The 24,378-nt window shown below is 70.9% G+C and carries 18 protein-coding genes; 9 read left to right on the top strand and 9 right to left on the bottom strand.

Features of this window, described 5'->3' with window-relative positions; all coding sequences use genetic code 11:
* Nucleotides 1-19 precede the first annotated feature (19 nt).
* A complete protein-coding gene (locus tag SMIR_RS21440; protein WP_168492690.1) occupies nt 20-985 on the top strand; it encodes an ArsR/SmtB family transcription factor in 966 nt (321 codons plus the stop codon).
* A gap of 47 nt (nt 986-1,032) precedes the next feature.
* Here the strand turns inward: SMIR_RS21440 and SMIR_RS21435 are convergent, their stop codons facing one another.
* Nucleotides 1,033-1,965, bottom strand: a complete 933-nt coding sequence (locus SMIR_RS21435; protein WP_248002967.1) for an SMP-30/gluconolactonase/LRE family protein — start codon at nt 1,963-1,965, stop codon at nt 1,033-1,035.
* Between the two features lie 111 nt (nt 1,966-2,076).
* Between SMIR_RS21435 and SMIR_RS21430 the strand changes: the two genes are divergently transcribed.
* Together SMIR_RS21430 and SMIR_RS21425 are read left to right on the top strand one after the other, a co-directional pair.
* Nucleotides 2,077-2,583, top strand: coding sequence for a glutathione peroxidase (locus SMIR_RS21430; protein WP_168492694.1), 507 nt, complete (start codon nt 2,077-2,079; stop codon nt 2,581-2,583).
* A 105-nt stretch (nt 2,584-2,688) separates the two neighbouring features.
* Nucleotides 2,689-3,537 (top strand): MerR family transcriptional regulator, encoded by an 849-nt coding sequence (locus SMIR_RS21425; RefSeq protein ID WP_422664453.1) that lies wholly within the window; start codon nt 2,689-2,691, stop codon nt 3,535-3,537.
* Nucleotides 3,538-3,696: 159 nt separating this feature from the next.
* On the opposite strand, the gene SMIR_RS21420 is transcribed toward SMIR_RS21425, so the two are convergent.
* Both SMIR_RS21420 and SMIR_RS21415 read right to left on the bottom strand, forming a co-directional pair.
* Nucleotides 3,697-5,625, bottom strand: a complete 1,929-nt coding sequence (locus SMIR_RS21420; protein ID WP_168492698.1) for a DUF8823 domain-containing protein — start codon at nt 5,623-5,625, stop codon at nt 3,697-3,699.
* Between the two features lie 308 nt (nt 5,626-5,933).
* Complete coding sequence (locus SMIR_RS21415) at nt 5,934-8,579, bottom strand: D-alanyl-D-alanine carboxypeptidase (RefSeq protein WP_212727254.1); 2,646 nt, start codon at nt 8,577-8,579, stop codon at nt 5,934-5,936.
* 230 nt (nt 8,580-8,809) lie between these two features.
* Between SMIR_RS21415 and SMIR_RS21410 the strand changes: the two genes are divergently transcribed.
* From SMIR_RS21410 to SMIR_RS21400, 3 genes are all read left to right on the top strand, one after another.
* Nucleotides 8,810-9,565 (top strand): GOLPH3/VPS74 family protein, encoded by a 756-nt coding sequence (locus SMIR_RS21410; RefSeq protein WP_101404483.1) that lies wholly within the window; start codon nt 8,810-8,812, stop codon nt 9,563-9,565.
* 416 nt (nt 9,566-9,981) lie between these two features.
* Entirely contained in the window at nt 9,982-10,839 is an 858-nt protein-coding gene (gene relB, locus SMIR_RS21405) for a type II toxin-antitoxin system RelB family anti-toxin (RefSeq protein WP_212727253.1), read from the top strand.
* Nucleotides 10,840-11,086: 247 nt separating this feature from the next.
* On the top strand, nt 11,087-11,296 hold the full coding sequence (locus tag SMIR_RS21400; protein WP_067372206.1) for a DUF397 domain-containing protein: 210 nt from the start codon (nt 11,087-11,089) through the stop codon (nt 11,294-11,296).
* A gap of 144 nt (nt 11,297-11,440) precedes the next feature.
* Here SMIR_RS21400 and SMIR_RS21395 read toward each other — a convergent pair whose 3' ends face one another.
* Entirely contained in the window at nt 11,441-12,280 is an 840-nt protein-coding gene (locus SMIR_RS21395) for a hypothetical protein (RefSeq protein WP_168492703.1), read from the bottom strand.
* Nucleotides 12,281-12,399: 119 nt separating this feature from the next.
* Between SMIR_RS21395 and SMIR_RS21390 the strand changes: the two genes are divergently transcribed.
* Nucleotides 12,400-13,185, top strand: coding sequence for an SDR family oxidoreductase (locus tag SMIR_RS21390; protein ID WP_168492705.1), 786 nt, complete (start codon nt 12,400-12,402; stop codon nt 13,183-13,185).
* Between the two features lie 358 nt (nt 13,186-13,543).
* The gene (locus tag SMIR_RS21385; protein WP_099922095.1) at nt 13,544-15,124 is read left to right on the top strand and encodes a sodium:solute symporter family protein; all 1,581 of its coding nucleotides are present in this window, start codon (nt 13,544-13,546) and stop codon (nt 15,122-15,124) included.
* Nucleotides 15,125-15,255: 131 nt separating this feature from the next.
* On the opposite strand, the gene SMIR_RS21380 is transcribed toward SMIR_RS21385, so the two are convergent.
* The 5 genes from SMIR_RS21380 to SMIR_RS21360 form a co-directional block, all read right to left on the bottom strand.
* Nucleotides 15,256-16,371 (bottom strand): ADP-ribosylglycohydrolase family protein, encoded by a 1,116-nt coding sequence (locus SMIR_RS21380; RefSeq protein WP_212728387.1) that lies wholly within the window; start codon nt 16,369-16,371, stop codon nt 15,256-15,258.
* A gap of 303 nt (nt 16,372-16,674) precedes the next feature.
* Nucleotides 16,675-16,827 carry a hypothetical protein gene (locus SMIR_RS43600; protein WP_248002968.1) on the bottom strand — a complete coding sequence of 51 codons (153 nt, stop codon included), beginning with the start codon at nt 16,825-16,827 and terminating at the stop codon, nt 16,675-16,677.
* A 77-nt stretch (nt 16,828-16,904) separates the two neighbouring features.
* A complete protein-coding gene (locus tag SMIR_RS21370) occupies nt 16,905-19,298 on the bottom strand; it encodes a tetratricopeptide repeat protein (RefSeq protein ID WP_212727252.1) in 2,394 nt (797 codons plus the stop codon).
* A gap of 28 nt (nt 19,299-19,326) precedes the next feature.
* The gene (locus SMIR_RS21365; protein ID WP_168492709.1) at nt 19,327-19,902 is read right to left on the bottom strand and encodes a hypothetical protein; all 576 of its coding nucleotides are present in this window, start codon (nt 19,900-19,902) and stop codon (nt 19,327-19,329) included.
* Nucleotides 19,903-19,994: 92 nt separating this feature from the next.
* The gene (locus tag SMIR_RS21360) at nt 19,995-22,580 is read right to left on the bottom strand and encodes a bifunctional FO biosynthesis protein CofGH (RefSeq protein ID WP_168492711.1); all 2,586 of its coding nucleotides are present in this window, start codon (nt 22,578-22,580) and stop codon (nt 19,995-19,997) included.
* 240 nt (nt 22,581-22,820) lie between these two features.
* Here SMIR_RS21360 and SMIR_RS21355 point away from each other — a divergent pair, with 240 nt between their 5' ends.
* Complete coding sequence (locus SMIR_RS21355) at nt 22,821-24,368, top strand: CehA/McbA family metallohydrolase (RefSeq protein ID WP_212727251.1); 1,548 nt, start codon at nt 22,821-22,823, stop codon at nt 24,366-24,368.
* Nucleotides 24,369-24,378: the final 10 nt, after the last annotated feature.

Genomic DNA, 24,378 nt, shown 5'->3' with positions numbered 1-24,378 from the left:
GAAGCGGTGGGAGGTGCGGATGGGCTGGTGGCAGATCAACGCCGACACCCTCGCCCGCACCCGTTTCGTGCTCTCCCCGCTCGCCGAGACCTTCGCCGCCGTCAAGCTGCTGCACGCGCGGACGGCCGCGCACCCTGGGGAGCGGGCCTGGCTCGACGTCCATCTGCCCGCGTACAAAAGGCGGCTGGCCGGTGACCCCGTCACCGCGCTGCTCATACGCTCCGGACTCGGGCGGGACTGGATCGCCGACTTCCTGACGCCGACGCCGCGCGGCGAGACCGACTTCGAGGAGGAGGTCGCCCGGGTGCGGGAGGCGTCGGCCGCGGACGCCCGGGCCCATCTCGGCGTCTCCCTTGCCGGACCGCTGCCCGCCGCCCTGCACCGCGACGACCTCCCGGAGCGCGCCGCGGACCTGCTCACCCACGTCTGGACCGAGGCCGTACGCCCCTACTGGGACCGGCGGCGGCGCGTTCTGGAGGCCGATGTCGTCGCCCGGACCGCGCAGTTGAGCCAGGGCGGCTGGGCGGCGGCCCTCGACGCGCTGCGGCCGGGTACGCGCTGGCTCGGCGACAACCGGCTGCAGGTCAATCTCCACGAGTACCCGCCACGCGAGATCTCCGGCGCCGAGCTGGTGTTCGTACCGATCACACCGCAGCGGCACGGCTGGGTGTCATGGGAGGAGCCGGACCGGTACGCCGTCGTCTACCCCTGCTCGGGCGTACTCGCCGACACCGGCCCCGAGGCCGTGCCGGAGAGTCTGGGCGCGCTGCTCGGACCCGCCCGCGCCGGGGTCCTCGTCCTCCTCGACTCCCCCATGAGCACGACGCAGTTGGTGGCCCTGACCGGGCAGGGTCTCGGCTCGGTCGGACGCCATCTGAAGGTGCTGCTGGACGCCCGGCTGGTGCGGAGGGGGCGAGCCGGGCGGTCGGTGCTGTACTCCCGTACGCCCGCCGGGGAGGTACTCGTGAAGGCCCAACGGGAGTAGGACGGGGGACGGAAGGAGCGAGTGCCGCGGGGCAGCGGTGTGCCGATTCACCGGTGCCGCTGGATGCGAGGGGCGCCGGTCACCGACATCATCAGCGAGTACAAGGACGTGGACGCCGTGATGAAGAGGCGGTTGTTCTTGGGGCCGCCGAAGGTGATGTTGGAGACCCTCTCGGGGACCAGGAGCCGGCCGATGAGGGTGCCGTCGGGGTCGTAGCAGTGCACCCCGTCGTCCAGGGCGGCCGCCCACAGCCTGCCCTCGTCGTCGAAGCGGATGTTGTCGAAGTGGACGCCACTCTTTGCTTCCGCGAACGTTCTCCCGCCCGTGAGGGTGCCGTCGTCGCGGACGTCGAAGACGCGGATGCGGGCGGCGCGGGAGTCGGAGACGTACAGCTGCCGTTCGTCGGGCGAGAAGACGACGCCGTTCGGCCCGTCGAAGCCGTCCGCGGCGAGCCGTACCTCGCCGGTCCCCGGTTCCAGGCGGTAGACGTGGCACGCGCCGATCTCCGACTCGGCCCGGTGGCCCTCGTAGTCGCTCAGGATCCCGAAGTCCGGGTCGGAGAACCAGACCGAACCGTCCGACCGTACGACCGCGTCGTTCGGGCTGTTGAGCCGCTTGCCGTCGTAACGGTCGGCGAGGACCGTGACCGATCCGTCGTGCTCCGTCCGGGTCACCCGGCGGTTGCCCTGCTCGCAGCTGATCAGGCGGCCCTCGCGGTCCAGGGTGTTGCCGTTGCTGTTGCCCGCGGGGGTGCGCAGGACGCCGACCGTGCCGGTGGGCTCGTCCCAGCGCAGGATGCGGTCGTTGGGGATGTCGCTCCAGATCAGCTGGCGCCAGGCGGGCACGTACAGCGGCCCCTCGGCCCAGCGGGAGCCGTCGTGGAGGACCTCCAGCCTGCCGTCGCCGTTCGTGCAGCGGCCGGTGACGAAGCGGTCGTCGAGTACCTCGTAGATGCCCTTGATCGTGTTCGCTGTGGTCACGTTCGCGACCTTACCGAGCGGACGGGGACCCGGCCGGGCGGACGCTGAGCGGATGCGGGGCGGACGACGGGCGGCGGCCGGGGCGACATCGAGCGGAGTTAGCATCCGTTTATGACTACTGACAGTTCAAGCAGTTCCGTGCTCGACGTCCAGATCGATTCCCTCCAGGGCGGCTCCGCGGACCTCGGGCAATACCGCGGCAAGACCGTGCTCATCGTGAACGTGGCCTCCAAGTGCGGGCTGACACCTCAGTACGCGGGGCTGGAGCGGCTGCACGAGCAGTACGCGGGGCGGGGCTTCACGGTGCTCGGTGTGCCCTGCAACCAGTTCATGGGGCAGGAGCCCGGCACCTCCGAGGAGATCGCCGAGTTCTGCTCCGCGACCTACGGCGTCACCTTCCCGATGACCGAGAAGGTCGACGTCAACGGGGACGCCCGGCACGAGCTGTACCAGCGTCTTGTGGACACCGCCGACGGCGAGGGCCACAGCGGTGACATCCGCTGGAACTTCGAGAAGTTCCTGATCGCGCCGGGTGGAGACGTCGTGGCGCGGTTCTCGCCGCAGACCGAGCCGGAGTCGGCGGAGGTCGTGGCGGCGGTGGAGAAGGCGCTCGCGTAACTCCGGGTTCCGCTCTTGAGAGCCGTTGGTTGACCTTGCCCCTGGGGCAGGGAGCAGCGTCCTTTGTCACCGGGCCGAAGGCTCCCGGTGACGGAGGATGGGCTCGTGCAACAGGAACTGCTCACGATCGGCGCGTTCGCCGCCCGCGCGCGGCTCTCGCCGAAGGCGCTTCGGCTGTACGACCGGCTCGGACTGCTCGCTCCGGCCCACGTCGACGAGGTCAGCGGATACCGCTACTACCGCGCCGACCAGGTCGAGCGCGCCCGCCTGGTCGCGCTGCTGCGGCAGCTCGACATGCCGCTCGCGCGGATCGCCGAGGTGGTGGAGGTCGGGGCGGCGCAGGGCGCGGTGCTCCTCGCCACGTACTGGGCGGATGCCGAGACCCGGTTCGCTTCGCAGCGGACGCTCGCCGAGTACCTCCGTGGACGGCTGTCAGGGAGGAGTACCGACATGTACGGGAAGTTCGTGGTCGAGACGGTGGATGTGCCGGAGCGGGTGGTGCTGACGGAGAAGCGGCACACGCTGGCGGATGAGCTGCCGGTCTGGATTCCGGCCTCGCTGGCACGGCTGGAGGACGGGGCGCGGGAGTGCGGCGGGACGACCGGCTCGCCCTTCGTCGTCTATTACGCCGAGGTCAGCATGGAGAGTGACGGGCCCGCCGAGTCGTGCGTGCCGGTCGCCGACGAGGAGGCTGCGCGGGCGTGGGCCGATAAGCGGGGGCGGGCGTCGGGGATCGGGGTGCGGGTGGAGCCGGCGCGGCGGCTCGCGTACGCGCGGATCACCAAGGCGCAGGTGGCTCATCCGCAGATCATCGCCGCGTTCGAGGCGGTCGAGGCGTGGATCGGGGAGCGGGGGCTGTCGTACGACGGTCCCTGCCGGGAGGTGTACTTCGCGGACTGGGATGCGGCGGGTCCGGAGGACGCGGTGTGTGACGTGGCGTTTCCGGTGAAGTGAGCCGCGGGCGGGGCGGGCACCGGGGGTTCTCGCCCCCGGTGCCCGCCCACGGGCTGAAAGATGCGCGCCGACGCTCTCAAGCGGCGCGGGGAACTGCGCGACCAGCCCCCACCGGCCCGCAGCCGAAGCACTCCACGCGGAAGGTGGCCGTGGGGCGGGTCAGCGCAGTTCCTCGGGGCACGGCGTCCCCCGGGGGAGTTGGTACGGGGCCGCCAGGCGGTAGGTGCCGGGGGCGGGGGCCAGGAGCTCCGTCCACTTGTCCCCGGAAGCGTTCTCCGGGGTTTCCATGAGGCAGCCGTTGAGGTTGTCGTACGTCTTCGGCTTGCCCTCCGCACGGTGCTTGGACTTCTGCGTCTCCTGCGGCGGCTTCACGCTCTTGCCCTTGGCGTCGACGAGCCCGAGCCACGGGGAGTACGGAATGCGGATGAGGACGCGGCCCGCCTTCTTCACCTCGATGGTCAGTTCGCCCTGCTCCGCCCGGTCGACGACGGCCGGCGGATCGGCCAGCGGCGTGGGGTCCGTGACCGAGAAGAGCTGCCAGTTCGCGTCGCCCCAGATCTGGCGGAGGTAGGGCATGCCGCGCTGGACCAGCCGCCGCTCGCGTTCGCCGCCGTCCCCGTCCGGTTCGCCCTTGGGCAGCACCACGTAGTGGACGGCCCAGCGCTGAAGCCACTCGTGGTAGTTCGCGGAGTTGAGGGTGTCGTCGTAGAAGAGCGGGTTGCGCTCCATGTCGGCCTGGCGGTTCCAGCCGCGGGCGAGGTTCACGTACGGCGCGAGCGCGGACGCCTCGCGGTGGGAGCGGGCGGGGACCACCTCGACGCGGCCCTTCTCGGCACCGACCACCTGGAGCTGGTTCACCAGCGGAGCGAGTTCGCGGGCCCAGGACGCCGCCGGTGTCGTATGGACGATGTCGTCGACCGACTTGAAGCCGATCCACCCGACGAATCCGGCGAAGGCGAGGACGGTCACGTACCACTTGCGTGACTTCGGCACGGTGAAGGGGAGCGCGGCGAGCAGCACGACGCCCTCGAGCAGCATCGCCAGGCGGGTGATGTTCGAGCCGATCTGCGAGCTGATCAGCCACACGAGGAGCACGGCGAGGCCGTACACCGCCGCCGTGATCCGTACCGTCTTCCACTCCTTGGGAACGAGCGCGAAGACCAGTCCGGCGGAGATCAGTGGCAGCGAGGCCGAGCCGAAGGACATCGGCTGGGTGCCGGAGAAGGGGAACAACCAGGCCGAGAGCGCGACGACGACGGTCGGCGCGATGCCGAGCGCGTACGCGCCGGGGCGGCGCTTCTGGAGGAAGAGGGCGGCCGCGACCAGGCCCACGAACAGTCCGGCCACCGGCGACGCGGCGGTCGCCAGCGCGGCGAGCGGCGCCGCGCACAGGGCCTTCGCCCAGCGCTTGTAGCGCCAGCGGTGCGGCCAGCAGAAGACCACGGCGGCCGCGGCGAGCCCGAAGACCATGCCGAGGCCGTACGTCACCCGCCCCGATATCGCGTTGCAGATGAGCGCGAAGACACCCGCGAAGGCCGGCGCCAGCGGCTGCCGTATCGCGCGGCTGCGGATGAGGATCATCGTCAGCAGGCCCGCCGAGATCGTCCCGGCGATCATCATCGTCGTACGGACGCCGAGGACCGACATCAGATACGGCGACACCACGCTGTACGACACCGGGTGCATACCGCCGTACCAGGCGAGGTTGTACGCCGAGTCCGGGTGCCGTCCGACGAACTCCGCCCACGCGTCCTGCGCCGCGAGGTCTCCGCCGCTGTTCGCGAAGGTGAAGAACCAGACGACGTGCAGGAGGCCGGCCACGACGGTGACGAAGGCGACGGGGTGACGCAGGGCGAAGGCCTTGAGGCGGGTACGCCGCCTCTGGACCGCGGACTCCCGCGTCAGCGACTCCGGCGTCACGGGCTCCCGCGGCTCGTCGTCCGTGAGGCTGCCGTCAGCGGGGGGGCCGTCGGTGGCGTGTGCGGGCAGCCGTATTCGCGAGCCCGGTCCGCGATCCGGTTCAGGACCTGGTCCAGGGCCAGGGCCAGGATCGGCGTCGTCGGCGTGTGTCGGCTCCGCTGTCGCCACTGCAAGGCTCCCGTGTCCCGTTTTCTCGTGTTCGGCCCGGGACCCGCGGCCCGCGACCTGCCCCGATCTCGCGACGCTAGCACGCACCCCGCCGGGGAGCTCCCGGGTGGGGCGCCCCGACGGGGTGCGGTGCGTTCGTGCCGCGCTCACGGCGGGCTCACGGCGCGTTCACATGGCGTTCGGGGCGCTTGCGGCGTACGGGGGATACGCCCCCTGCCGGAAGCGCGCCCCACTCGTACGCCCGTACCCGTACCCGTACGCCCGTACCCTCCTGTGTACGTCCACTCGGGCTCGCTGTGTACGGCCGCTCAGCTCACGCGGGTCAGCTTGGCGCCGAAGCCCGGCTCGACGAGGTCCTTCTGGAGCTCGACGGGAACCTGCACGGCGCTGCTGCTGCCGCCGTCACCCACGGTGAGCGAGCCCACCTTGGTGCCGGCCTTCGCGGAGTGCGGCAGTTCCGAGGAGACGAACGACAGCTTGACCTTGAGCCCCGCCCAGCCGACCGCCGTGACGTCCTTGGTGATCACGACCGGCGTACGGCCACCGAGCCCGTCGTCGACGTAACCGACGACATCGCCCTTCTTCAGGATCGTCGCGGACTTCAGCGAGGCCTGCGCGGCACGGATCAGCTTGTCGCCCGCGGCCAGGGCGCCGCCGAGGATGGTGTTGTCGTTGCCGCCGGGGCCCTGGCTGATCACCGCTCCGACGATGGTCCGCACCTCGCCGCCGATCTCCTTGGTCGCCGCGAAGACGAGGTTGCCGCCGGCCGCGGTGGTGGTGCCCGTCTTGATGCCGATGACGTTGTTGGAGCCGACGAGGTGGTTCCAGTTGCTGTGCCTGGTGCCCTTGTAGTCGGTGTACTCCATCATCCGGGCGACCTCGCGGAAGGAAGCGTCCTTCATCGCGGCCTTGGCCAGCTTCACCTGGTCCGCGGCCGTGCTCACGGTCGTCTTCGTCAGGCCGGACGGGTCGGTGTACGTCGTGTTCGTCATCCCGAGTTCCTTGGCCGCGGCGTTCATCTTGGCGACGAAGGCCGTCTCGGAACCGGCGTCCCAGCGGGCCAGCAGCCGGGCCACGTTGTTCGCCGAGGCGATCAGGACGCCCTCCAGGGCCTCCTTCTGCGTGATGGTGTCGCCCGCGTGCACGTTGACGGTCGACTCGTCGCCGGCGTCCGACTGATCCTCGGCCTTCTGGTCCACCTTGATCTTCGCGCCGTCGCCGGACTTGATCGGGTGGTCGCGCAGGATCAGGTACGCCGTCATCACCTTGGCGACGCTCGCGATGGGCGCCGCCTTCTGCTCGCCGGACGTGCCGAACGAACCGATGCCCTGGACGTCGAGCGCGCCCTGACCGGAGGCCGGCCACGGGATGGAGGCGCCGCCGCCGCCGAAGGTGTAGCTGGATTCGGCGGTGAGGTCCAGCGTGGGGGTCGGCACCGGCCGGAGCGACTGTGCGACCGCAAAGATGACCGCAAGCAGCAGGACCAGCGGCGTCCAGATCTTCACCCGGCGCGCGAGCGTCCGCACGGGGGTCTGCGGGGGCGGCGGCGTGTTCGTCAGCTCGGCCAGCAGGTCCAGCGGCGGCTTCGGCGGCAGCGGCTGCTGCGTGGTGCGCTCGGGGCCGACCTGCGGGAGGGCGGCGGTGGCGTCGGCGGGGGCCACCCTGGTGGGCGAGGAGGAGGCGGAGGGAACGGACGGGGTCGCGGTGGTCTTCGGCTTCACTCTCGACACGGGTTCGTCGAGGGGCTTGAGGGCCACGAATTTGCTGGTGCGCTCGGACGGGGTCTCGGGCCTCGGCCGGTCCGCCTTGGGCTGGTCGGCCTTCGACTCGTCCACGGGCTTGTCGGTGGCCGGCTTGGCGCCGCCCAGCTTGAGCATGGTGGTGGGCTGGTCCACCGCCGGGCGCTTCGGCGCCTTGAAGATGGCGGTGGGCTGGTCGACGGGGGGCTCGGGCGCGTCGTCGGTGTCCGGGGCGTCCTTCGCCGACGGCAAGTCGTCGGCGGACGTCGAATCGTCCGCGGCCGGCGTGTCCTTGGAGCCCTCGACGTCCGAGGGAGCCTCGGGGGTCGCGGAATCTTCGGGGTCTTCGGAGGACTCGGAGGACTCGGAGGACTTCTTCGAGGTCTCAGAGGTCTCGGACGCGTCCTTCGGAGAGTCCTTCGCCTCCGGCTTCGAGTCCTCGGTCTCGGACTCCGTCTCGGACTCGGTCTCGGACTCGGCGTCCGACGTGGACTTCGCGTCCGTCTTCGGTTCGGCGTCGGCGTCATCCGCCGCCGTGCCCTCGGCCTCGACCTCGGCATCAACTTCGGCCTCGACCTCGGCATCAACTTCGGCCTCGACCTCGGACTTGGCGTCAGAGTCCGCGTCGGAGTCGGAGTCGGAGTCGGCATCAGCGTCGGCATCGGCATCGGCATCGATGTCGGCACTGGCGTCGGCCCCCGAAGCCGACTCCCCGTCAGCCTCGTCCTCAGCCCCAGCCTCAGCCTCAACCTCGGCCCCAGCCCCAGCCTCAGCCCCCGTCCCGGCCTCGGCCCCGTCCCCCTCCGCCGCCGCAACGGCCTTCTCCGCGCCCTTGGAGGCCTTGGAGGCCTTGTCGGAGTCCTCCGGGCCCGTGGAGGCTTCCGGAACCTCGGACTCCCCCTCAGGGGCCTCCTCGTCCGCCCCTGCGACCCAGGCGGCCACGGCCTCGCGCAGTCGCGCGTCCTCCGCGGGGCCCTTCCCCCCGGACCCGGCGGAACCTTCCGCCAACGCCCGCGTCGAGAACACCGCCGTCGCCTGATCCACCCGTACCGTGGCGGCCCGTTCTCGGGCCACCGCCAGACGGGGATCGGCCGACGCCGCCGCCGCGGCGGCCCGGCTCGGGCCCGGAACCGCGGCCGGGGTCCCCGGCGTCGCTTCTGCCGACGAAGCCGACGACTCGTGCTGCTTCGACCTGTCGGGGGACTCGCCCGCCACCGATGCCTCCTCCGTGCGCCACCCACCGGGCGCCCAACGAACCGTGAACCCTTGTCCCGCCGCCCGGACATCGCTGTCCGAACCATGTACCAGTGTCCTGTGTGCGGGCTTAACCCCTGCGGTAGACGAGAACGACATACCTGCTGGTTCCATCACGAACCGGTCAGGCACTCTCGACAGACCAATGTGAGAGGGGTCACCCTGTCATTCATCCACGCGGGGAGGCATGGATGGGCAGGAGCCGCAGAACTCTTCCGGAAGAGCTTCTGCTGCTGGCGTTGGACCCGACCACGGGTACCACCGCACAGCCGCAGTCGCTCGACCTCGGTCTGGCCGGAGCACAGCTAGTAGAGCTGGCGCTGGCCGGACGGATAGCCCCAGACGGGGATCGTATCGCCGTGGTGCAGCCACGGCCGACTGGAGATCCAACACTGGACTGTGCGTTGGAACTGCTTCGCCGACGCGGAGCACCCGTACGCGCGGTCAACTGGATTGGCGGACCCCGACTGGGGCTGCGCCAGACCTACCTCTCGCATCTGGAGAGGTGCGGCATGGTCCATGCCGTGGCCGGCCAGATGTGCGGGGTGCTTCCGACAACTCGCTACCAAGCGACGGACACGGAGATCAGCCGGGAGATCAAGTCCCGGCTGGACAGCGCGATCCGCACCGGCGTACCGCCGGACCCGCGGACCGCGGCGCTCGCCGCGCTGGCCCATGCGGTCGGTCTCGGCAAGCACCTGTATCCGGGCAACGAGGGACGCTCGTCCCGCTCCCGGCTACGGGACCTGATCAGGCATGACCCCATGGGCGGCCTCGTGGCCCACGCGGTCATGGACGTTCAGAACGGTGTGGGTGCACAGCCACGCCGCAACCCGGCACCGGCAGGCCGCCCGGCCACCGCCGGAGTCAGGTCCGCACCGGAACCCGCCCACGGCGTTCCGATGCAACCGCGCCACGGTTCCATGGCGCGCGCCGTGGTCCACTGAGCCGCAGTCCCACGGCGCCACCAGGCACCGCACGCACCACCACGCACAACAGCACCGCCAAGCACCACAAAGAGCACCGCCACGCACCACCAGCACGACCCCAGCGCCGCACCGCAGTCCCCAAGACCCGGTTCGGGAGCCGCTGGCTCGCGCGGGACGGTGGGGCCGTACGTCCGGACGACGACACGGCTCCACCGTCCCGCGCGGCCGCATTTCGCGGGCGTCGCGCATATGCGGGCGGTACGAGTGAAGGCGACGTACGCGTACGCGATCTGCGCGATATGTACGCCAGATCTCCGAACGGGCGTGTACCCAGCGCATATCCGGTGTTTTCCAGCGGTAGAACGCACCTTGGTGGCAGTCTGCTCAACAGCAGATACGCAAAGTAGAGGCCCGCAGCCGGAGGTGCACGTCCCGTGGCGTCCAATGTCAATCCCACCGTCCGGCGGCGCCGGCTGGGCCAGGAGCTGCGCCGGCTCCGCGAGCTCAAGGGCATGACGGCCGAAGAAGTCGCCGAGCGGCTGCTGGTCTCGCAGTCGAAGATCAGCCGGCTGGAGAACGGACGGCGCAGTATCAGCCAGCGTGACGTCCGCGATCTGTGCGGGGTCTACGAGGTCGAGGACCACCGGATCGTCGACTCCCTGATGCAGATGGCCAAGGACTCGCGCCAGCAGGGCTGGTGGCACTCCTTCGGCGACATCCCGTACAGCGTCTACATCGGGCTGGAAACCGACGCCGCGTCACTTCGCGTCTACGATCCCCAGGTCGTCCCCGGTCTCCTGCAGACCCGGCCGTACGCCGAGGCGCTGATCGCGGGCGCGCTGCCCGAGACCGCTTCCGGTGACATCGACAAGCGCGTCCAGGTGCGCCTGCGTCGACAGGAACGTATCTCCGCCCCGGAGAACCCGCTCCGGCCGTGGACCGTTCTCGACGAGGCCGCCCTGCGTCGCGTCGTCGGCAACCGCTCCGTCATGCGCGACCAGCTGGAACACCTCGTCGAACAGTCCCAGCTCCCGCACGTCACCGTGCAGGTGATCCCCTTCGACATGGGCGCTCACCCGGGACTCAACGGGCAGTACGCGATCCTGGAGTTCCCCGACGCGGCCGACTCCAGCGTGGTCTACATCGAGGGCGTCACCAGCGACCTGTATCTGGAGAAGGCGAACGACGTCCAGAAATACAGCGTGATGTACGAGCATCTGCGGGCGCAGGCCCTGAACGTGGAGCAGTCACGGCAGTTCATCGCGGACATCGCCAAGGAGTACGCGCGCTGACGCGCACCCCTGAGAACGGGCCCCGGCGGGAAAGCGCCGGACACTACACCCTCACCACGCCAGGACGGAAGACTCCACTGGAATATGCCACCCGGACGAGTGAACGGTCACTTCGCCCGCCGATGTTGGCGAGTAGCGTCGATCACGCCATCGAGCAACAACGTTGGCGCAAACCGCACGGCGAGTTCCGTAGCGAACCCGCAGTGCGGTGACAGCAACTCTCAACAACTGGCTATCCGGAGCGAACATGGCAATCCAGCAAGGCGCCACGGACACGTGGACCAAGTCCTCCTACTCCACCGGCAACGGCGCATGTGTCGAGGTCAAGTCCCCGGTTCTCGCGGCGATGGCCGTACGGGACTCCAAGGTGCCCGCGGGCCCCACGCTGGCGTTCCCCGCGGACTCGTGGAACGCCTTCGTGGCCGAGGTCAGCCGGGGGGCTTTCGACCTCGCCTGATGCGTCGACATCTGCACCCACCACCACAACTGCACCGACCAACCGCATACGCACCACCGAAATAGCCCTCTCGACTGGCCCGCCGTCCTGGCCGAGGGGGCTAACCCCCTTTTTGGGCTCGGTTCGCCTCCGGGGCGCCCCCGTTCACCTCAGACGATCCACGTACCTGTCCGTCCCCGGCACCGTCGGAATGAACGGGGCCACCAGCTCCACCTTCCCCAACCCCCCTTCCGCGACCGCTTCCTCCAGTCCGCCGAAGTGGTCCTCCCAGCACTCCCTCGGGTCCGTCTCCAGGAACCACAGGAGGGTCAGCCGGGTGTCGACGCCCTCGACCTGCTTCACGTAGGTCATACGGTCGCCGGGGAGTGGGGTGGGGCGGAAGAGGGTCACCATCGCGGCCGGGGAGCCCGCCAGGCGCCGGGGAAGGTGGCGGGCGCGCAGCCACTCCAGCAGTTCGGCGCGCCGGTCGGCGGAGTCGGCGTCGACGACCTGGAGGACGAGGCCCGCGTAGGGGTGGTCCAGAGCGTGGAAGTCGCGGGGGCCGGCGGCGCCGTCGCGGTACACCGTGGCCTCGTGGTCCTGGAAGGCCGTGAAGACATGTGTCCGGTCCTGGTACACACGGCCGTCGCGATTCAGCCGTTTGTTGATGCCGACGGTCCACCTCATGTGGTCGTCGTAGCGGCCCTCGGTGACCCAGTACGTCGAGAGGTAGCAGCCGGCGGTGACCGGCTGGGCGACCGCCGACTTCTCGGGGTACCGCAGGAGTTGCAGATCGCGGGTGGCGACCCAGCGGCGGCCCGCGTACATCCAGGGCATGGCCATCGCGCCGGCGTAGTAGTGGTCGTCCTCGTACCAGCGGTTGTACGCGTACTCGTGGCCCGGATGCGGCTCGACCATGGTGATCAGGGCGTGGCCCGGGTGGACGCCGTACGGGCCGAGGGCGGCCAGTTCCGCGTACACCTCGCTACGGGTCTCCTCCGACATGACGATCCCCTTCCTCGCTCTTCCTTCCTCCGCCGGACGCCCATACTCTGACGCCCCGTCAGACAATGCGCCAGAGCCACGTCAGGGCGAACCGAGCCACAAAGAAGGGGAGGCCTCGGATGTCACTGCTTGCGGGGAAGACGGTCATCGTCTCGGGGGTCGGCGCCGGGCTCGGCCATCAGGTCGCGGCGGCCGTCGTACGGGACGGGGGCAACGCGGTACTGGGGGCGCGCACGGAGGCCAATCTCGCCTCGTCCGCGGCCGAGCTCGACCCGGACGGCGCGCACACGGCGTACCGGGCCACGGACATCACGGACGAGAAGCAGTGCGAGGCGCTCGCGGAGCTCGCGGCGGAGCGGTTCGGGCGGATCGACGCGGTGGTGCACGTGGCGGCCTGGGACAGCTACTTCGGCGGCCTGGAGGACGCGGATTTCGCCACCTGGCAGTCGGTCATCGACGTGAATCTGCTGGGCACCCTGCGGATGACCCGGGCCTGCCTGCCCGCGCTGAAGGTGTGCGGCGGCTCGGTCGTCATCATCGGGACGCAGTCGTCGGTGGCCGCGCCGAGCCAGGTGCGGCAGGCGGCGTACGCGGCGTCCAAGGGCGCGCTGACGAGCGCGATGTACTCGCTGGCGAGGGAGCTGGGCCCCCATCGCGTCCGCGTGAACACCGTGCTGCCGGGGTGGATGTGGGGGCCGCCCGTCGAGGCGTACGTCCAGTTCACGGCACACACCGAGGGCGTGCCGGAGGCAGACGTCCTGAAGCGGCTCACCGAGCGGATGGCGCTGCCCGAGCTGGCCACGGACGGGGATGTGGCGGACGCCGCGGTGTTCCTGGCGTCCGACCGGGCACGGGCGATCACGGGCCAGTCGCTGCTCGTGAACGCCGGCGAACTCATGCGCTAGCGGAACCGGTGGTGGATTCGAGTCGGCCGTCCCCTCCCAGCCGCGCGGGACCCGCATCCCGTACGTCTGATCGACTTGTCGGTGTGAACCTGCCTGTGTGGTCTGACGAAGTGCCCGCTCATGGTGTGGTCCACGTCACGAGCACGACAACAGCCGTACGGGTAAAGTGGAGGCAAAATCGTTCTGCTTTCTGATCTGTGTTCATATCTGTGACCGGGAAAGGTCTTGACCGCCCCCTCCGAACGGCGGTTCAATCCCCAAAGTCCCCGCTCCCGCACGGGGGCGCCGCCCATGTACGTACTGGCGAAGTGCCGTCCGGTATCTGCAGGTTCACAAGGCGGACCCCTGGAGGGGGCACATGAACGGCTTCGACTGGGCCGTCCTGGTCGCGTACTTCGGCGTCATGACCGCGATCGGTGTCTGGTCCCACAAGCGTGTGGACGACGTCAGCGACTTCTTCACCGCGGGCGGCAAGATGCCCTGGTGGCTGTCCGGCATCTCGCACCACATGTCGGGCTACAGCGCGGTGATGTTCACCGGGTACGCCGGCATCGCATACACGTACGGCATCACCTCGTACGTCACCTGGGCGCTGCCCATCGCCATCGGCGTGCTGCTCGGCGCGAAGCTGTTCGCGCCCCGGCTCAACCGGCTGCGCTCCCGGCTGCACGTGGCCTCACCGCTCGAATACCTCAAGGACCGCTACAACGTGCCGACGCAGCAGGCACTCGCCTGGTCGGGCATCCTGCTGAAGATCGTGGACGTCGGTGCGAAGTGGGCGGCGATCGCGACCCTGCTGAGCGTCTTCACCGGGGTCACGCTCACCCAGGGCATTCTCATCACCGGTGGCATCACGGCCGTGTACTGCACGATCGGCGGTCTGTGGGCGGACGCGCTGACGGAACTGGGCCAGTTCGTGATCCAGTTGCTGGCGGGGCTCTCGATGCTGATCATCGTACTGAACAAGATCTCCGACCAGGGTGGCCTGTCCAAGGCTCTCGACTCGCCGAAGCTGCACGGTCACGCGAACGGATTCGCGGGCCCGTACCTCACCGTGTTCTTCATCGCGTACCTGTTCATCAAGCTGTTCGAGTACAACGGCGGGATGTGGAACCAGGCCCAGCGCTACATGGCGACGGGCAGCGCCAAGCAGGCCACGAAGTCGGCCTTCCTGTCCGCCGCGCTCTGGTTCGTGTGGCCGGTGATCCTGTTCATCCCGATGTGGCTGTCGCCGCTCCTCGTCACGGCGAAGAAGCCCGACGGCTCGGACGCGTACGGTCTGATGACCGAGCAGCTCCTCCCCCACGGGTTGCTGGGCCTGGTCGTGGTCGGCTTCTTCTCGCACACGATGGCCATGTGCTCGTCGGACGCGAACGCGATCGCCGCGGTCTTCACCCGGGACGTGGCCCCGGTGCTCTCCAAGGCCGCTCGTGCCTGGGACACCCGGACCGGGCTCATCGCGGGGCGGATCACGACCGTCGCCTTCCTCGGGTTCTCGATGGCGGTGGCGACGCAGGTCAACTCCCCCACGTTCAAGGACATCATCACGGTCGTCATCAAGTGGGTGGCCGGGCTCATGGGGCCGATCGCGATCCCGTTCATCCTGGGCCTGCTGCGGCCGTTCCGTAAGTCCGGCCCGACGGCGGCGCTCATCAGTTGGGCCTGTGGTCTGCTCGCGTTCTTCTTCGTCAACTACAACCTGGACTTCTCCCAGCGCACCGATGTGAAGCTGGAGTATCAGGTCTCCGTCCCGATGGTCATCTCCCTCGTCCTGTACATCCTCATCGGCTTCCTGAAGCCCGAGGACACGCCGGAGCGGGACGCGATCATCGAGAAGATCAACACGGATGACGACGGGGACGGGGCCGCTGCCGCGGCGATCCCGGCCCCGGCGGAAGCCGCGGACGGGGCCGGCACCGCCAGCCCGTCCGGCGTCTGAGAACCCCCGGCGGCCGGCAGTCGTCCGACTGCCGGCCGCCGGGGGCCTCAACCGGGCCGTCGTTCGGCTGCGGGGCGGTGGGGGCTGGTCGCGCAGTTCCCCGCGCCCCTGGGGCGGGGACGAGGAACGTCTCAGGCCCGCGGGTAGCGGGCCAGCCAGCCCGGTGCGGAGCCGCCTGGGCCGTGCAGGGCCGGGCCCTGGGTCATCTCCATGGCGAAGTCGTCCGCCAGGGCCAGCATCGTGGGACGGCCCTCCAGCTCGGCCAGCCAGGCCGGCGGGAGGGCCGTCTCGCCGTGCAGGGCCCCGAGTAGCCCCCCGGTGAGGGCGCCGGCCACCCCAGAGGGCCCACTCTGGTTCACCGCGAGGCACAGGCCGTGCCGGATGTCCTCCCCCACCAACGCGCAGTAGACGGCGACCGCGAGCAACCCCTCCGCCGTACCGTCCCCGGCGAGTTCCTCGACGCGCCCTGGCGTCGGCATCCCCTGCCGCACAGCCCCCAGCGCATGCTGGAGCGCGTCCGCGACGGGCTGCTGCCCCGGCCGCGCCGCGAGAATCGCGAGCGCCCGCTGCACGGCCCCGTCGAGGCTCTCGCCGCGGGCCAGCGCGTGCACGATGACGGCGTACGCGCCCGCCGCGAGGTACGCCGTGGAGTGCCCGTGCGTCTGCGCGGCGCACTCGACGGCGAGCTGCATCACGAGCTGCGGCTCCCAGCCGACGAGCAGCCCGAAGGGCGCGGAGCGTGCGGCCGCCTCGGGCCCGACCTCGCCGGGGCTCTTGGGCGCGTCCAGCGTGCCCATGATGTCGTCGCCGAAGCCGATCAGGCAGGAGCGGGCCGGGTCCCGGCGCGCGTACAGCCACTCCTCGCGGGCCAGCCAGCCGTCGTCCTTGCGGCGCTCGTCGGGGCCCCAGTCGCTCTGGGTGGCCGCCCAGCGCCGGTACGCCCGGTGGAGGTCGGTGGGCGGATGCCAGGCGCCGGTGTCACGGCGTACCTGGGCACGTATCAGACCGTCCAGGGTGAAGAGGGTCAGCTGGGTCAGGTGGGTGACGGCGCCGCGCCGGCCGTGCCCGAAGGCGAGGTCGACCAGCCCCTCCACGCCGTGGGCCTCCCGGATCCCCTCCAGGGTGAGCCCGTCGACCGGCGCCCCGAGGGCGTCCCCGACGGCCGCGCCCAGCAGGGTCCCGCGTACCCGGCTACGGAAGTCCTGCTGCTCCGCACGGCCCCAGACGGCACCGGCTGTCGCACCCACCGAGACCTCCCCAGGCACAGTCCGTACGTCCGACAGCTCAGCACTGTAATCGACCGGGAACGGTCCGTTCAGGGCACGATCGGTATACGGAGTGTGGGGCGAGTGAACCCGCCCGGTCAGGTTGCGACGGCTCCCTCGGCGACGTGGCCTTGGTGAGGGCCTGGATCCACTCGGTCCTCCGGGGAGGCCGATGGTCAGCCGTACCAGGTCACGCAGACGGGCGGCACGTTCCGGGTGTCGCTCGATCGCCACGAACACCGCCCAGGAGTGGACGAAGGCCCGCAGTGGCGCGAGGCTCTGCGTCTACTGGGCATTCGTCGTGGCTTCGAAGAGGTGTTGTGTGAGGGCGCGGACGCGGCTCGGCGCGATCCGCGCGACCGCTGCCCGCAACGCGTCCGGGTTGAGTTCCGGCATGGGAATCAGCGGTCCGTACGGGCCGTTGGTCTGGGCGCTCACGGTGACCTCCGGTGCGGGTGGCTCGGCCCTCGTACGGTACCGGCGGAGGGGGTGTTGCGCTGCTGCGGCTGCGCCTGTCATGCGGATTCTCCGGGGCCCAGGAGGCGGGCGCGCAGGGCGCCGGCCCACTCGTAGGAAGGGCGGAGCTCCAGCGCGCGGTCCAGGGCGGCGAGTGCCTCCTCACGGCGGCCCAGGTCGGCCAGCGCCGCGCCGCGGCTGGCGTGGGCCGAGGCGTACTCGGGATCGATGGTGAGCGCCTCGTCGTAGTCGGCGAGGGCCTCCTCGTGGCGGCCGGCCACTCGGAGGGCGTCGCCACGTTCGCAGTGGCCCCAGCCCCAGTCGGGCCAGAGGGCGAGGGCCCGGTCGAGGTCGGCCAACTGGCGGTCGTGTTCGGCCAGTCCACGCCAGACCCGGGCCCGGCGGCCCAGTGCCCAGGCGTAGTCCGGCTTGAGGTCGAGCGCGCGGCCGAAGTCGGCGAGGGCCGCATCGGGGTCTCCGGCGCGCTCGTGGGTGGCGCCTCGGGAGGCCCAGGCGAAGGCGTTGGCCGGGTCGCGTCGAATGCCTTCGCTCAGGTCCCGGACCGCCTCGTCGTCATGGCGCAGGAGGCGGTGGTGCTCGCCGCGCAGGACGATGTTGTTCGGGTTGTCCGGCTCCAGCTCCACCACGCGCTCGACGTCGGCGAGTGCGCCCTCGTGGTCGCCCAGGCCGCCGCGGGTCAGGGCCCGCCCTCGGTGGGCCCGCACCAGGTACGGGTCCAGGGCGAGGGCGCGGCCGTACTCCTCCAGGGCGCGCTCGTAGGCACCGTCCCGCGCGAGAAAGTCGGCCAGCTCCGCCCGCGCCCGCGCCCGCCAGGGCTCGTCGCCCCGTGCCCGCCCGAGCAGGAACCGGAGCACCTCGGGCTTGCCTCCCTCGTCGAGCACCCGCGTCAGGTCGCTTCCGCAGGCCCGCACGGCCTGGGCGTCCGTGTCCTGTCCCGCGTCGGCCAGCAGCCGCATCCAGCGCCTCACCAGGTCGTCCGCCTGACCACAGGCATCCACGACGTCGGTGAGGACGGCGGGAAGCGCGGATCGGGGTGCGGCGCACAGCAGGTGGTACGACTCCGCGAGCCGCAGCTCCCGCCAGTCCTCGTCGGCCCACTCGTAGCCGTCCTCCAGCCTGGCCTCGGTCTCCTCCCGCCACCCGGCGAAGGCCGCCGCGAGCCGCTCGTGCCGCTCGGCCCACCGCCTGGGCGAGCCCTTGCGCTGGAGGCGCAGCATCGGGGCCCGTACGACGTCGTGGTACTGCATCCGGTCGCCGCGTTCGTCGACGAACGGTCGTTCCCGCAACCAGCCGTAAAGGACGTCGAGTTCGATATCCGTACCGTCCACCACCGCCCGGAACACGTCCGCGTCCAGGCGCCGCGGCAGCGCACACGCCAGAGCGACCGCGCGCCGCACCGGGTCCGGCTCCCACTTCAGGAACCGCTCCACCGCCGTCGTGCTCGGGTCTCCCACGTCGTCCGGATCGGCCGGCCGGGTCTCCGCGAGGGTCGACACCAGCACCGGCAGCCCGCCCGTGAGCCGCAGCACCTCGTCGACAACCGGCTCGGCCACCACCCCTTTGCCGGCGAGCAGCCCCCGTGCCTCCGCCTCCGTGAACGGCCCGAGCGGCACGTCCGTCATGAAGTCCGCGAAGCCGCCCCAGCGGGCGGTGTCGAAGGGCCGTTGGCCGGAGGTGACGATGACGACGTCGGCGGACAGAGTGCCGTAACGGTCGGTGGTGATCACCTCGTGCAGCCAGCCGTCGAGGAGCGGCCCGGTGCGTTCGTAGGTGTCGAAGAACAGGACGATCCAGGGCGCCGTCGACGCCGCCTCCGACAACTCGCCCAGCAGCACCGGCGTCAGCACCCGTTCGGGTGTCAGGACCAGCTGCACGTCCTCTTGGCTGCGGAAGCGCGCGCTGAGACTCGCCCGCAACCTGTCAGCACTCTGGGCGAGTTGGCCCGCGTCCAGGGCGCCCGCGAAGGCGCCCACGCCCGGCACCATGCCAAGTCCGACCAGTCCGGCGCGTGCCACCACCAGACCGGCCGCCGAGGGCTCACCGGGTTCGGTGTCGACCAAGGCGACCGTCTCGGCCTCGTGCCGCCGCTCCCGGTGAACGGCGAGCAGCCGATCCAGTTCCTTGAACCTCCGGCCCTGCAGACCGAGTTGGCGACTGATCGCGCTCATGGCCTCGGGCACGCTACCGACGCTCTCGTCGACGTACGCCGTCAAGGCCCCGCGGTCCCGGGCGATCTGCTCGAACTCCCTCACCAGGAAGGTCTTTCCGACCCCCGCGTTGCCGTGCACATGGAAGAGGAAGCGGTGGCGTTCGTCCTCGGGCGGCAGCTCCAGGTTCCGGTGGAAGACGGCCCGTTCGTGGCTTCGCCCCACGAATCCCGCCCGTCTGCGCCGAGCGATCAGCTCCTGCATCGACGGCCGCGCACGCCCCATCCGCCAGCCCCCTCCATCGCCCTGGCCGTTACTTCACCACGGAGACCTTCGTACCCTTGCTGCCGAACGCCCAGACGGCGTCCCCGTCCGCGCTGTGCATGCGGATCCCGCCGGTCTTCACGCCCGCCGCGGGCTGTGGCGAGGAACCGTCCTGGGCGTTGGAGAACGCGATGTTCACGCCGGAGGCGACGGTGAAGTAGACGATGTTCTCGACCTTCGTGCCGTCCGTCCCCGTGGTGGAGGCGACGGTGGTCGACACCGCGTACCGGCCCGGCGCCGGGCTCACCGTGCCCGGCCACACCGCGAAGGTGCGTCGGACGGCCTCGCCGGTGTCGACCAGCCACACCCGCCGCTGGGCGAGCGAGTAGACGATCCGCCGTCCGGTGCCCGAGCCGTCGGGCACGGCGACCGGGTCGGCCTTCCTGGGCGAGGCGGAGGGCCGCGGGCTCGCCGACGCGGACGGCTTCGCCCCGGCGGCGTGGGCGGCTGTCGGGTGCGCGCCTTGGTCGGCCTGCGCGGCCAGGGCGGTGACGCCCACGATCGCCGCGGCGGTCAGACCGGTGACCCAGATCCAGGAGGGAAGCCGTCGGGCAGGCACGGACACGCAACTCCTCAGGCTCACAAGGCTTCTGTGCCCTCCACCGAGGGTCGGATCATCGTACTCCGACGCGCCCGGGCCACCGCACGCTTCGGCCGTCAATCCAGGACCGGCAGCAGCTCCGGCAGGTGCCCGTCCGACACCTCCGCCGCTCGCTGCCGTTCCTCGGAGACCTCCCCGTACAGGGTCGTCCGCGGCTTCGCCGGACGCCCGGCCGCCTCCGCGACGGCGACGAGGTCCTTGACGGACTTGTACGAGCCGTACGAGGAGCCCGCCATCCGGGAGATGGTCTCCTCCATCAGCGTGCCGCCGAGGTCGTTGGCGCCGGAGCGGAGCATCTCCGCCGCGCCCTCGGTGCCCAGCTTCACCCAGCTGGTCTGGATGTTGGGGATGTGCGGGTGGAGCAGGAGGCGGGCCATGGCCACCACGGCTCGGTTGTCGCGGGTGGTCGGGCCCGGGCGGGAGATGCCCGCCAGGTACACCGGCGCGTTGGTGTGGATGAACGGGAGCGTCACGAACTCGGTGAAGCCGCCGGTCTGCTGCTGGATGCGGGCCAGGGTCCGGAAGTGGCCGAGCCAGTGGCGGGGCTGGTCCACATGCCCGTACATCATCGTGGACGAGGAGCGGATGCCGAGCTCGTGCGCGGTCGTGACGACCTCGATCCAGGTCGCCGTGGGCAGCTTGCCCTTCGTCAGGACCCAGCGGACCTCGTCGTCGAGGATCTCCGCCGCAGTGCCGGGGATGGTGTCGAGGCCCGCCTCCTTCGCGGCGGTCAGCCACTCACGGATGGACATCCCCGTACGTGTCGCGCCGTTGACGACCTCCATCGGGGAGAAGGCGTGCACGTGCATGCCGGGGACGCGCTCCTTCACCGCCTTCGCGATGTCGAAGTACGCCGTACCCGGCAGGTCCGGGTGGATACCGCCCTGCATGCAGACTTCCACGGCCCCCAGGTCCCAGGCCTGCTGGGCGCGGTCGGCCACCTGGTCCAGCGACAGCGTGTACGCGTCGGCGTCCGTGCGGCGCTGGGCGAAGGCGCAGAAGCGGCAGCCGGTGTAGCAGACGTTGGTGAAGTTGATGTTCCGGGTGACGATGTACGTGACGTCGTCGCCGACGGCGGACTTGCGCACGTCGTCCGCGATCCGGCAGAGGGCGTCGAGCGCCGGACCGTCCGCGTGCAGCAGGGCGAGCGCCTCGTCGTCGGTGAGCTTCGTCGGGTCGTCGGCCGCGGTCGCGAGAGCCGCCCGTACGTCGGTGTCGATGCGGGAGGGCACCATCCCGGGCGCCGCCGCCTCCCGCAGCGCCTCCCAGTCGCCGTACACGAGGTCGAAGTCGTCCCGGCGGTCGCCGGTGCGCCCCTCGGTGTCGATGGTGTGGTGCAGATCGGTGCGCCCCGACGCCGTGAAGGCCTCCTCCGGCTCCTGCCAGGGGTGCCCCTCGACGACGGCGTCCTCGAGGGCGAGCCCCGTCTCCGGGTCCGCGAGCGCCCGTACGTGCGGCAGCAGCCGCGGGTCGAGCCAGGGCTCCCCGCGCTGCACGAACTCGGGGTACACACACAGCCGCTCGCGCAGTTCGAAGCCGACGGCACGCGACTGCTCGGCCAGCTGCTCGATCTGCGGCCAGGGGCGCTCGGGGTTGACGTGGTCGATGGTGAGCGGCGAGACCCCGCCCCAGTCGTCGATCCCCGCGCCGATCAGCCGCCCGTACTCACTGTCCACCAGGTTCGGCGGGGCCTGGAGGCAGGCGGCCGGTCCCATGATGTGCCGGGCGACGGCCACCGTGGCGACCAGCTCGTCCAGTTCGGCGTCCGGCATCCCGCGCATCGCCGTGTCCGGCTTGGCGCGGAAGTTCTGGATGATCAGTTCCTGGATGCCGTGGTAGGACCGGGACACGCGGCGCAGCGCGAACAGCGACTCGGCACGCTCCTCGTACGTCTCCCCGATCCCGATCAGCAGCCCGCTGGTGAAGGGAACGGACGACCGCCCCGCGTCCTCCAGGACCCGCAGCCGTACGGCGGGCTCCTTGTCCGGAGACCCGTGGTGCGGACCGCCGGGCTCGCTCCACAGCCGCGTCGCCGTCGTCTCCAGCATCATGCCCATGCTCGGCGCGACGGGCTTGAGCCGCTGGAAGTCGGTCCAGGACATCACCCCCGGGTTGAGGTGAGGCAGCAGCCCCGTCTCCTCCAGGATCCGGATGGAGATGGCACGGACATACGCGATCGTGTCGTCGTACCCGTGCGCGTCCAGCCACTCCCGGGCCTCGGGCCAGCGGTCCTCGGGCTTGTCGCCGAGCGTGATGAGGGCTTCCTTGCAGCCGAGTTCCGCGCCGCGCCGGGCGACGTCGAGGACCTCGTCCGGCGACATGAACATCCCGTGCCCGGCGCGGCGCAGCTTGCCCGGCACGGTGACGAAGGTGCAGTAGTGGCACTTGTCACGGCACAGCCGGGTCAACGGGATGAAGACGCTCTTGGAGTACGTGATGACGCCGGGCCGGCCGGCCGCCTCCAGGCCCGCGTCCCGCACCCGGGCGGCGGACGCGGCGAGGTCGTCGAGGGCCTCGCCGCGCGCCTGGAGCAGCACCGCGGCCTCGGTCACGTCGAGGGCGACGCCGTCACGGGCGCGTTTGAGGGCGCGACGCATGGAGTTCTCGGTCGGGCCGGTTCCGGAGGTCGCGGTGGTCGTCATCCTTCGAGCATACGATCGTGGTGATCAGGCATTACAGGGCGTGGCCGTATTCCTCCGGGGCGGCAGATCGTTACAGGCTGCCACTGGCACCCCGCGCGGGTCGGGCCCTGGCAGGCGCGCCGCCTCCCCGAAAGCTGTCGATTTCCTTCCCTTGCCCCGCAGTTCACAGCCGACTACCAGGGTTGTACGTGCCAACGTGCACCACCCATGTCACTCTCACGACACCCTGGGAGCAGCAGCATGTGCGAGGACGACCACGGCATCGAGAGTTTCGACGGAATCGGCAGACGCGCGCTGTTCGTGACGGGGGCGGCGGCCGCCCTTACGTTGGGAAGCGTGACCTTCGCGAGCGGCTCCGAGGCGACCGACCGTACCGAGACCCGTACGGTGTCCGGCACCCTGCCCACCGGTTCACCGGACTTCGTGTACCTCCCGGTGGAGGTCCCGCGCGGCGTGCGGGAGATCCACGTCGCGTACACCTACGAGAAACCGTCCGTCCCGGCCGGCACCGCGGGCAACGCGCTCGACATCGGCCTCTTCGACGAGCGCGGCACGGCACTGGGCGGCGAGGGCTTCCGCGGCTGGTCGGGCGGCGCGCGCACCGAGTTCTTCGTCCGCGCGGACGACGCGACGCCGGGCTACATCCCCGGCCGGATCCACCCCGGCACCTGGCACATCGCGCTGGGCCCCTACACGGTGGCGCCGCAGGGCCTGCCGTACGAGGTCACGATCACGCTGACGTACGGGGAGCAGGACGCCACCCCGGTCCCGGCGTACCCGCCGTCCCGTGCGAAGGGCCGGGGCCGCGCCTGGTACCGGGGTGACTGCCACCTCCACTCCTGGTACTCGGACGGCCGCCGCACCCCCGCGGAGATCGCCGCGCTGGCGCGCGCCGCGGGCCTGGACTTCATCAACACCTCGGACCACAACACGCACTCCTCGCACCCCCACTGGGCGGACCAGGCGGGCCCCCATCCCGACGGCGAACTGCTGATCCTGCTGGGCGAGGAGATCACGACCCGCAACGGTCACGTGGTGGCCCTCGGCACGGACCCCGCCACGTTCGTCGACTGGCGCTACCGGGCCCGCGACAACCGTTTCGGCCGTTTCGCCCGTCAGATCCGTCGCGCGGGCGGCCTCGTCGTCCCCGCCCACCCCCACGCCACCTGTGTCGGCTGCGGCTGGAAGTTCGGCTTCGGGGAGGCGGACGCGGTGGAGGTGTGGAACGGCCCGTACACCCCCGACGACGAGGTGACCCTCGCGGACTGGGACAACACACTGGTGGCGGCCGTACGTTCGGGCACCCCCGACCGCTCCTGGCTCCCGGCGATGGGCAACAGCGACGCCCACCGCGACCCCGATCCGGTCGGCAGCCCGCAGACGGTCGTCCTCGCCGACGACCTGACCCGCGAGGCCATCCAGGAGGGCCTGCGCGCGGGCCGCTCCTACGTGGCGGAGTCGAAGGTGGTGTCGCTGTCCTTCACGGCGACAGGCTCGAAGGGCGAGCACGCCGGGATCGGCGAGCGCCTGCGGGTCGCCCCCGACACCCCGGTCACCGTCCGCCTGGAGGCCACCGGCGCCCCCCGTTGCACGGTCCGCTTCGTCACCGACCAGGGAGTTCTTTTCACGAGCGCCCCCTTGCCCGTCTCGGGTTCCGGGACGGTGGAGTGGAACACGACGGCGCAGTACGCGGCCTACGTACGGGCGGAGTTGCGCCACGAGACGGCGGCGGGGCCGGTGCCGGGGGCGTTGGCCGCGTTCACGAACCCGATTTTCCTGGGGGCTTGAGCCGGCCGGG

Origin of the sequence: Streptomyces mirabilis (assembly GCF_018310535.1) — a bacterium.
In the GTDB taxonomy this organism is placed as follows: domain Bacteria; phylum Actinomycetota; class Actinomycetes; order Streptomycetales; family Streptomycetaceae; genus Streptomyces.
Note: the sequence above shows the minus strand (reverse complement) of the source record. Positions and strands in the feature narration are given on the sequence as shown.

Bases quoted from the DNA above. Each gene is read 5' to 3' on its own strand.
- SMIR_RS21440 (WP_168492690.1), top strand. From the start codon at position 20: ATGGGCTGGTGGCAGATCAACGCCGACACCCTCGCCCGCACCCGTTTC.
- SMIR_RS21430 (WP_168492694.1), top strand. From the start codon at position 2,077: ATGACTACTGACAGTTCAAGCAGTTCCGTGCTCGACGTCCAGATCGAT.
- SMIR_RS21410 (WP_101404483.1), top strand. From the start codon at position 8,810: ATGGGCAGGAGCCGCAGAACTCTTCCGGAAGAGCTTCTGCTGCTGGCG.
- SMIR_RS21400 (WP_067372206.1), top strand. From the start codon at position 11,087: ATGGCAATCCAGCAAGGCGCCACGGACACGTGGACCAAGTCCTCCTAC.
- SMIR_RS21395 (WP_168492703.1), bottom strand. From the start codon at position 12,280: ATGTCGGAGGAGACCCGTAGCGAGGTGTACGCGGAACTGGCCGCCCTC.
- SMIR_RS21390 (WP_168492705.1), top strand. From the start codon at position 12,400: ATGTCACTGCTTGCGGGGAAGACGGTCATCGTCTCGGGGGTCGGCGCC.
- SMIR_RS21385 (WP_099922095.1), top strand. From the start codon at position 13,544: ATGAACGGCTTCGACTGGGCCGTCCTGGTCGCGTACTTCGGCGTCATG.
- SMIR_RS21370 (WP_212727252.1), bottom strand. From the start codon at position 19,298: ATGGGGCGTGCGCGGCCGTCGATGCAGGAGCTGATCGCTCGGCGCAGA.
- SMIR_RS21360 (WP_168492711.1), bottom strand. From the start codon at position 22,580: ATGACGACCACCGCGACCTCCGGAACCGGCCCGACCGAGAACTCCATG.
- SMIR_RS21355 (WP_212727251.1), top strand. From the start codon at position 22,821: ATGTGCGAGGACGACCACGGCATCGAGAGTTTCGACGGAATCGGCAGA.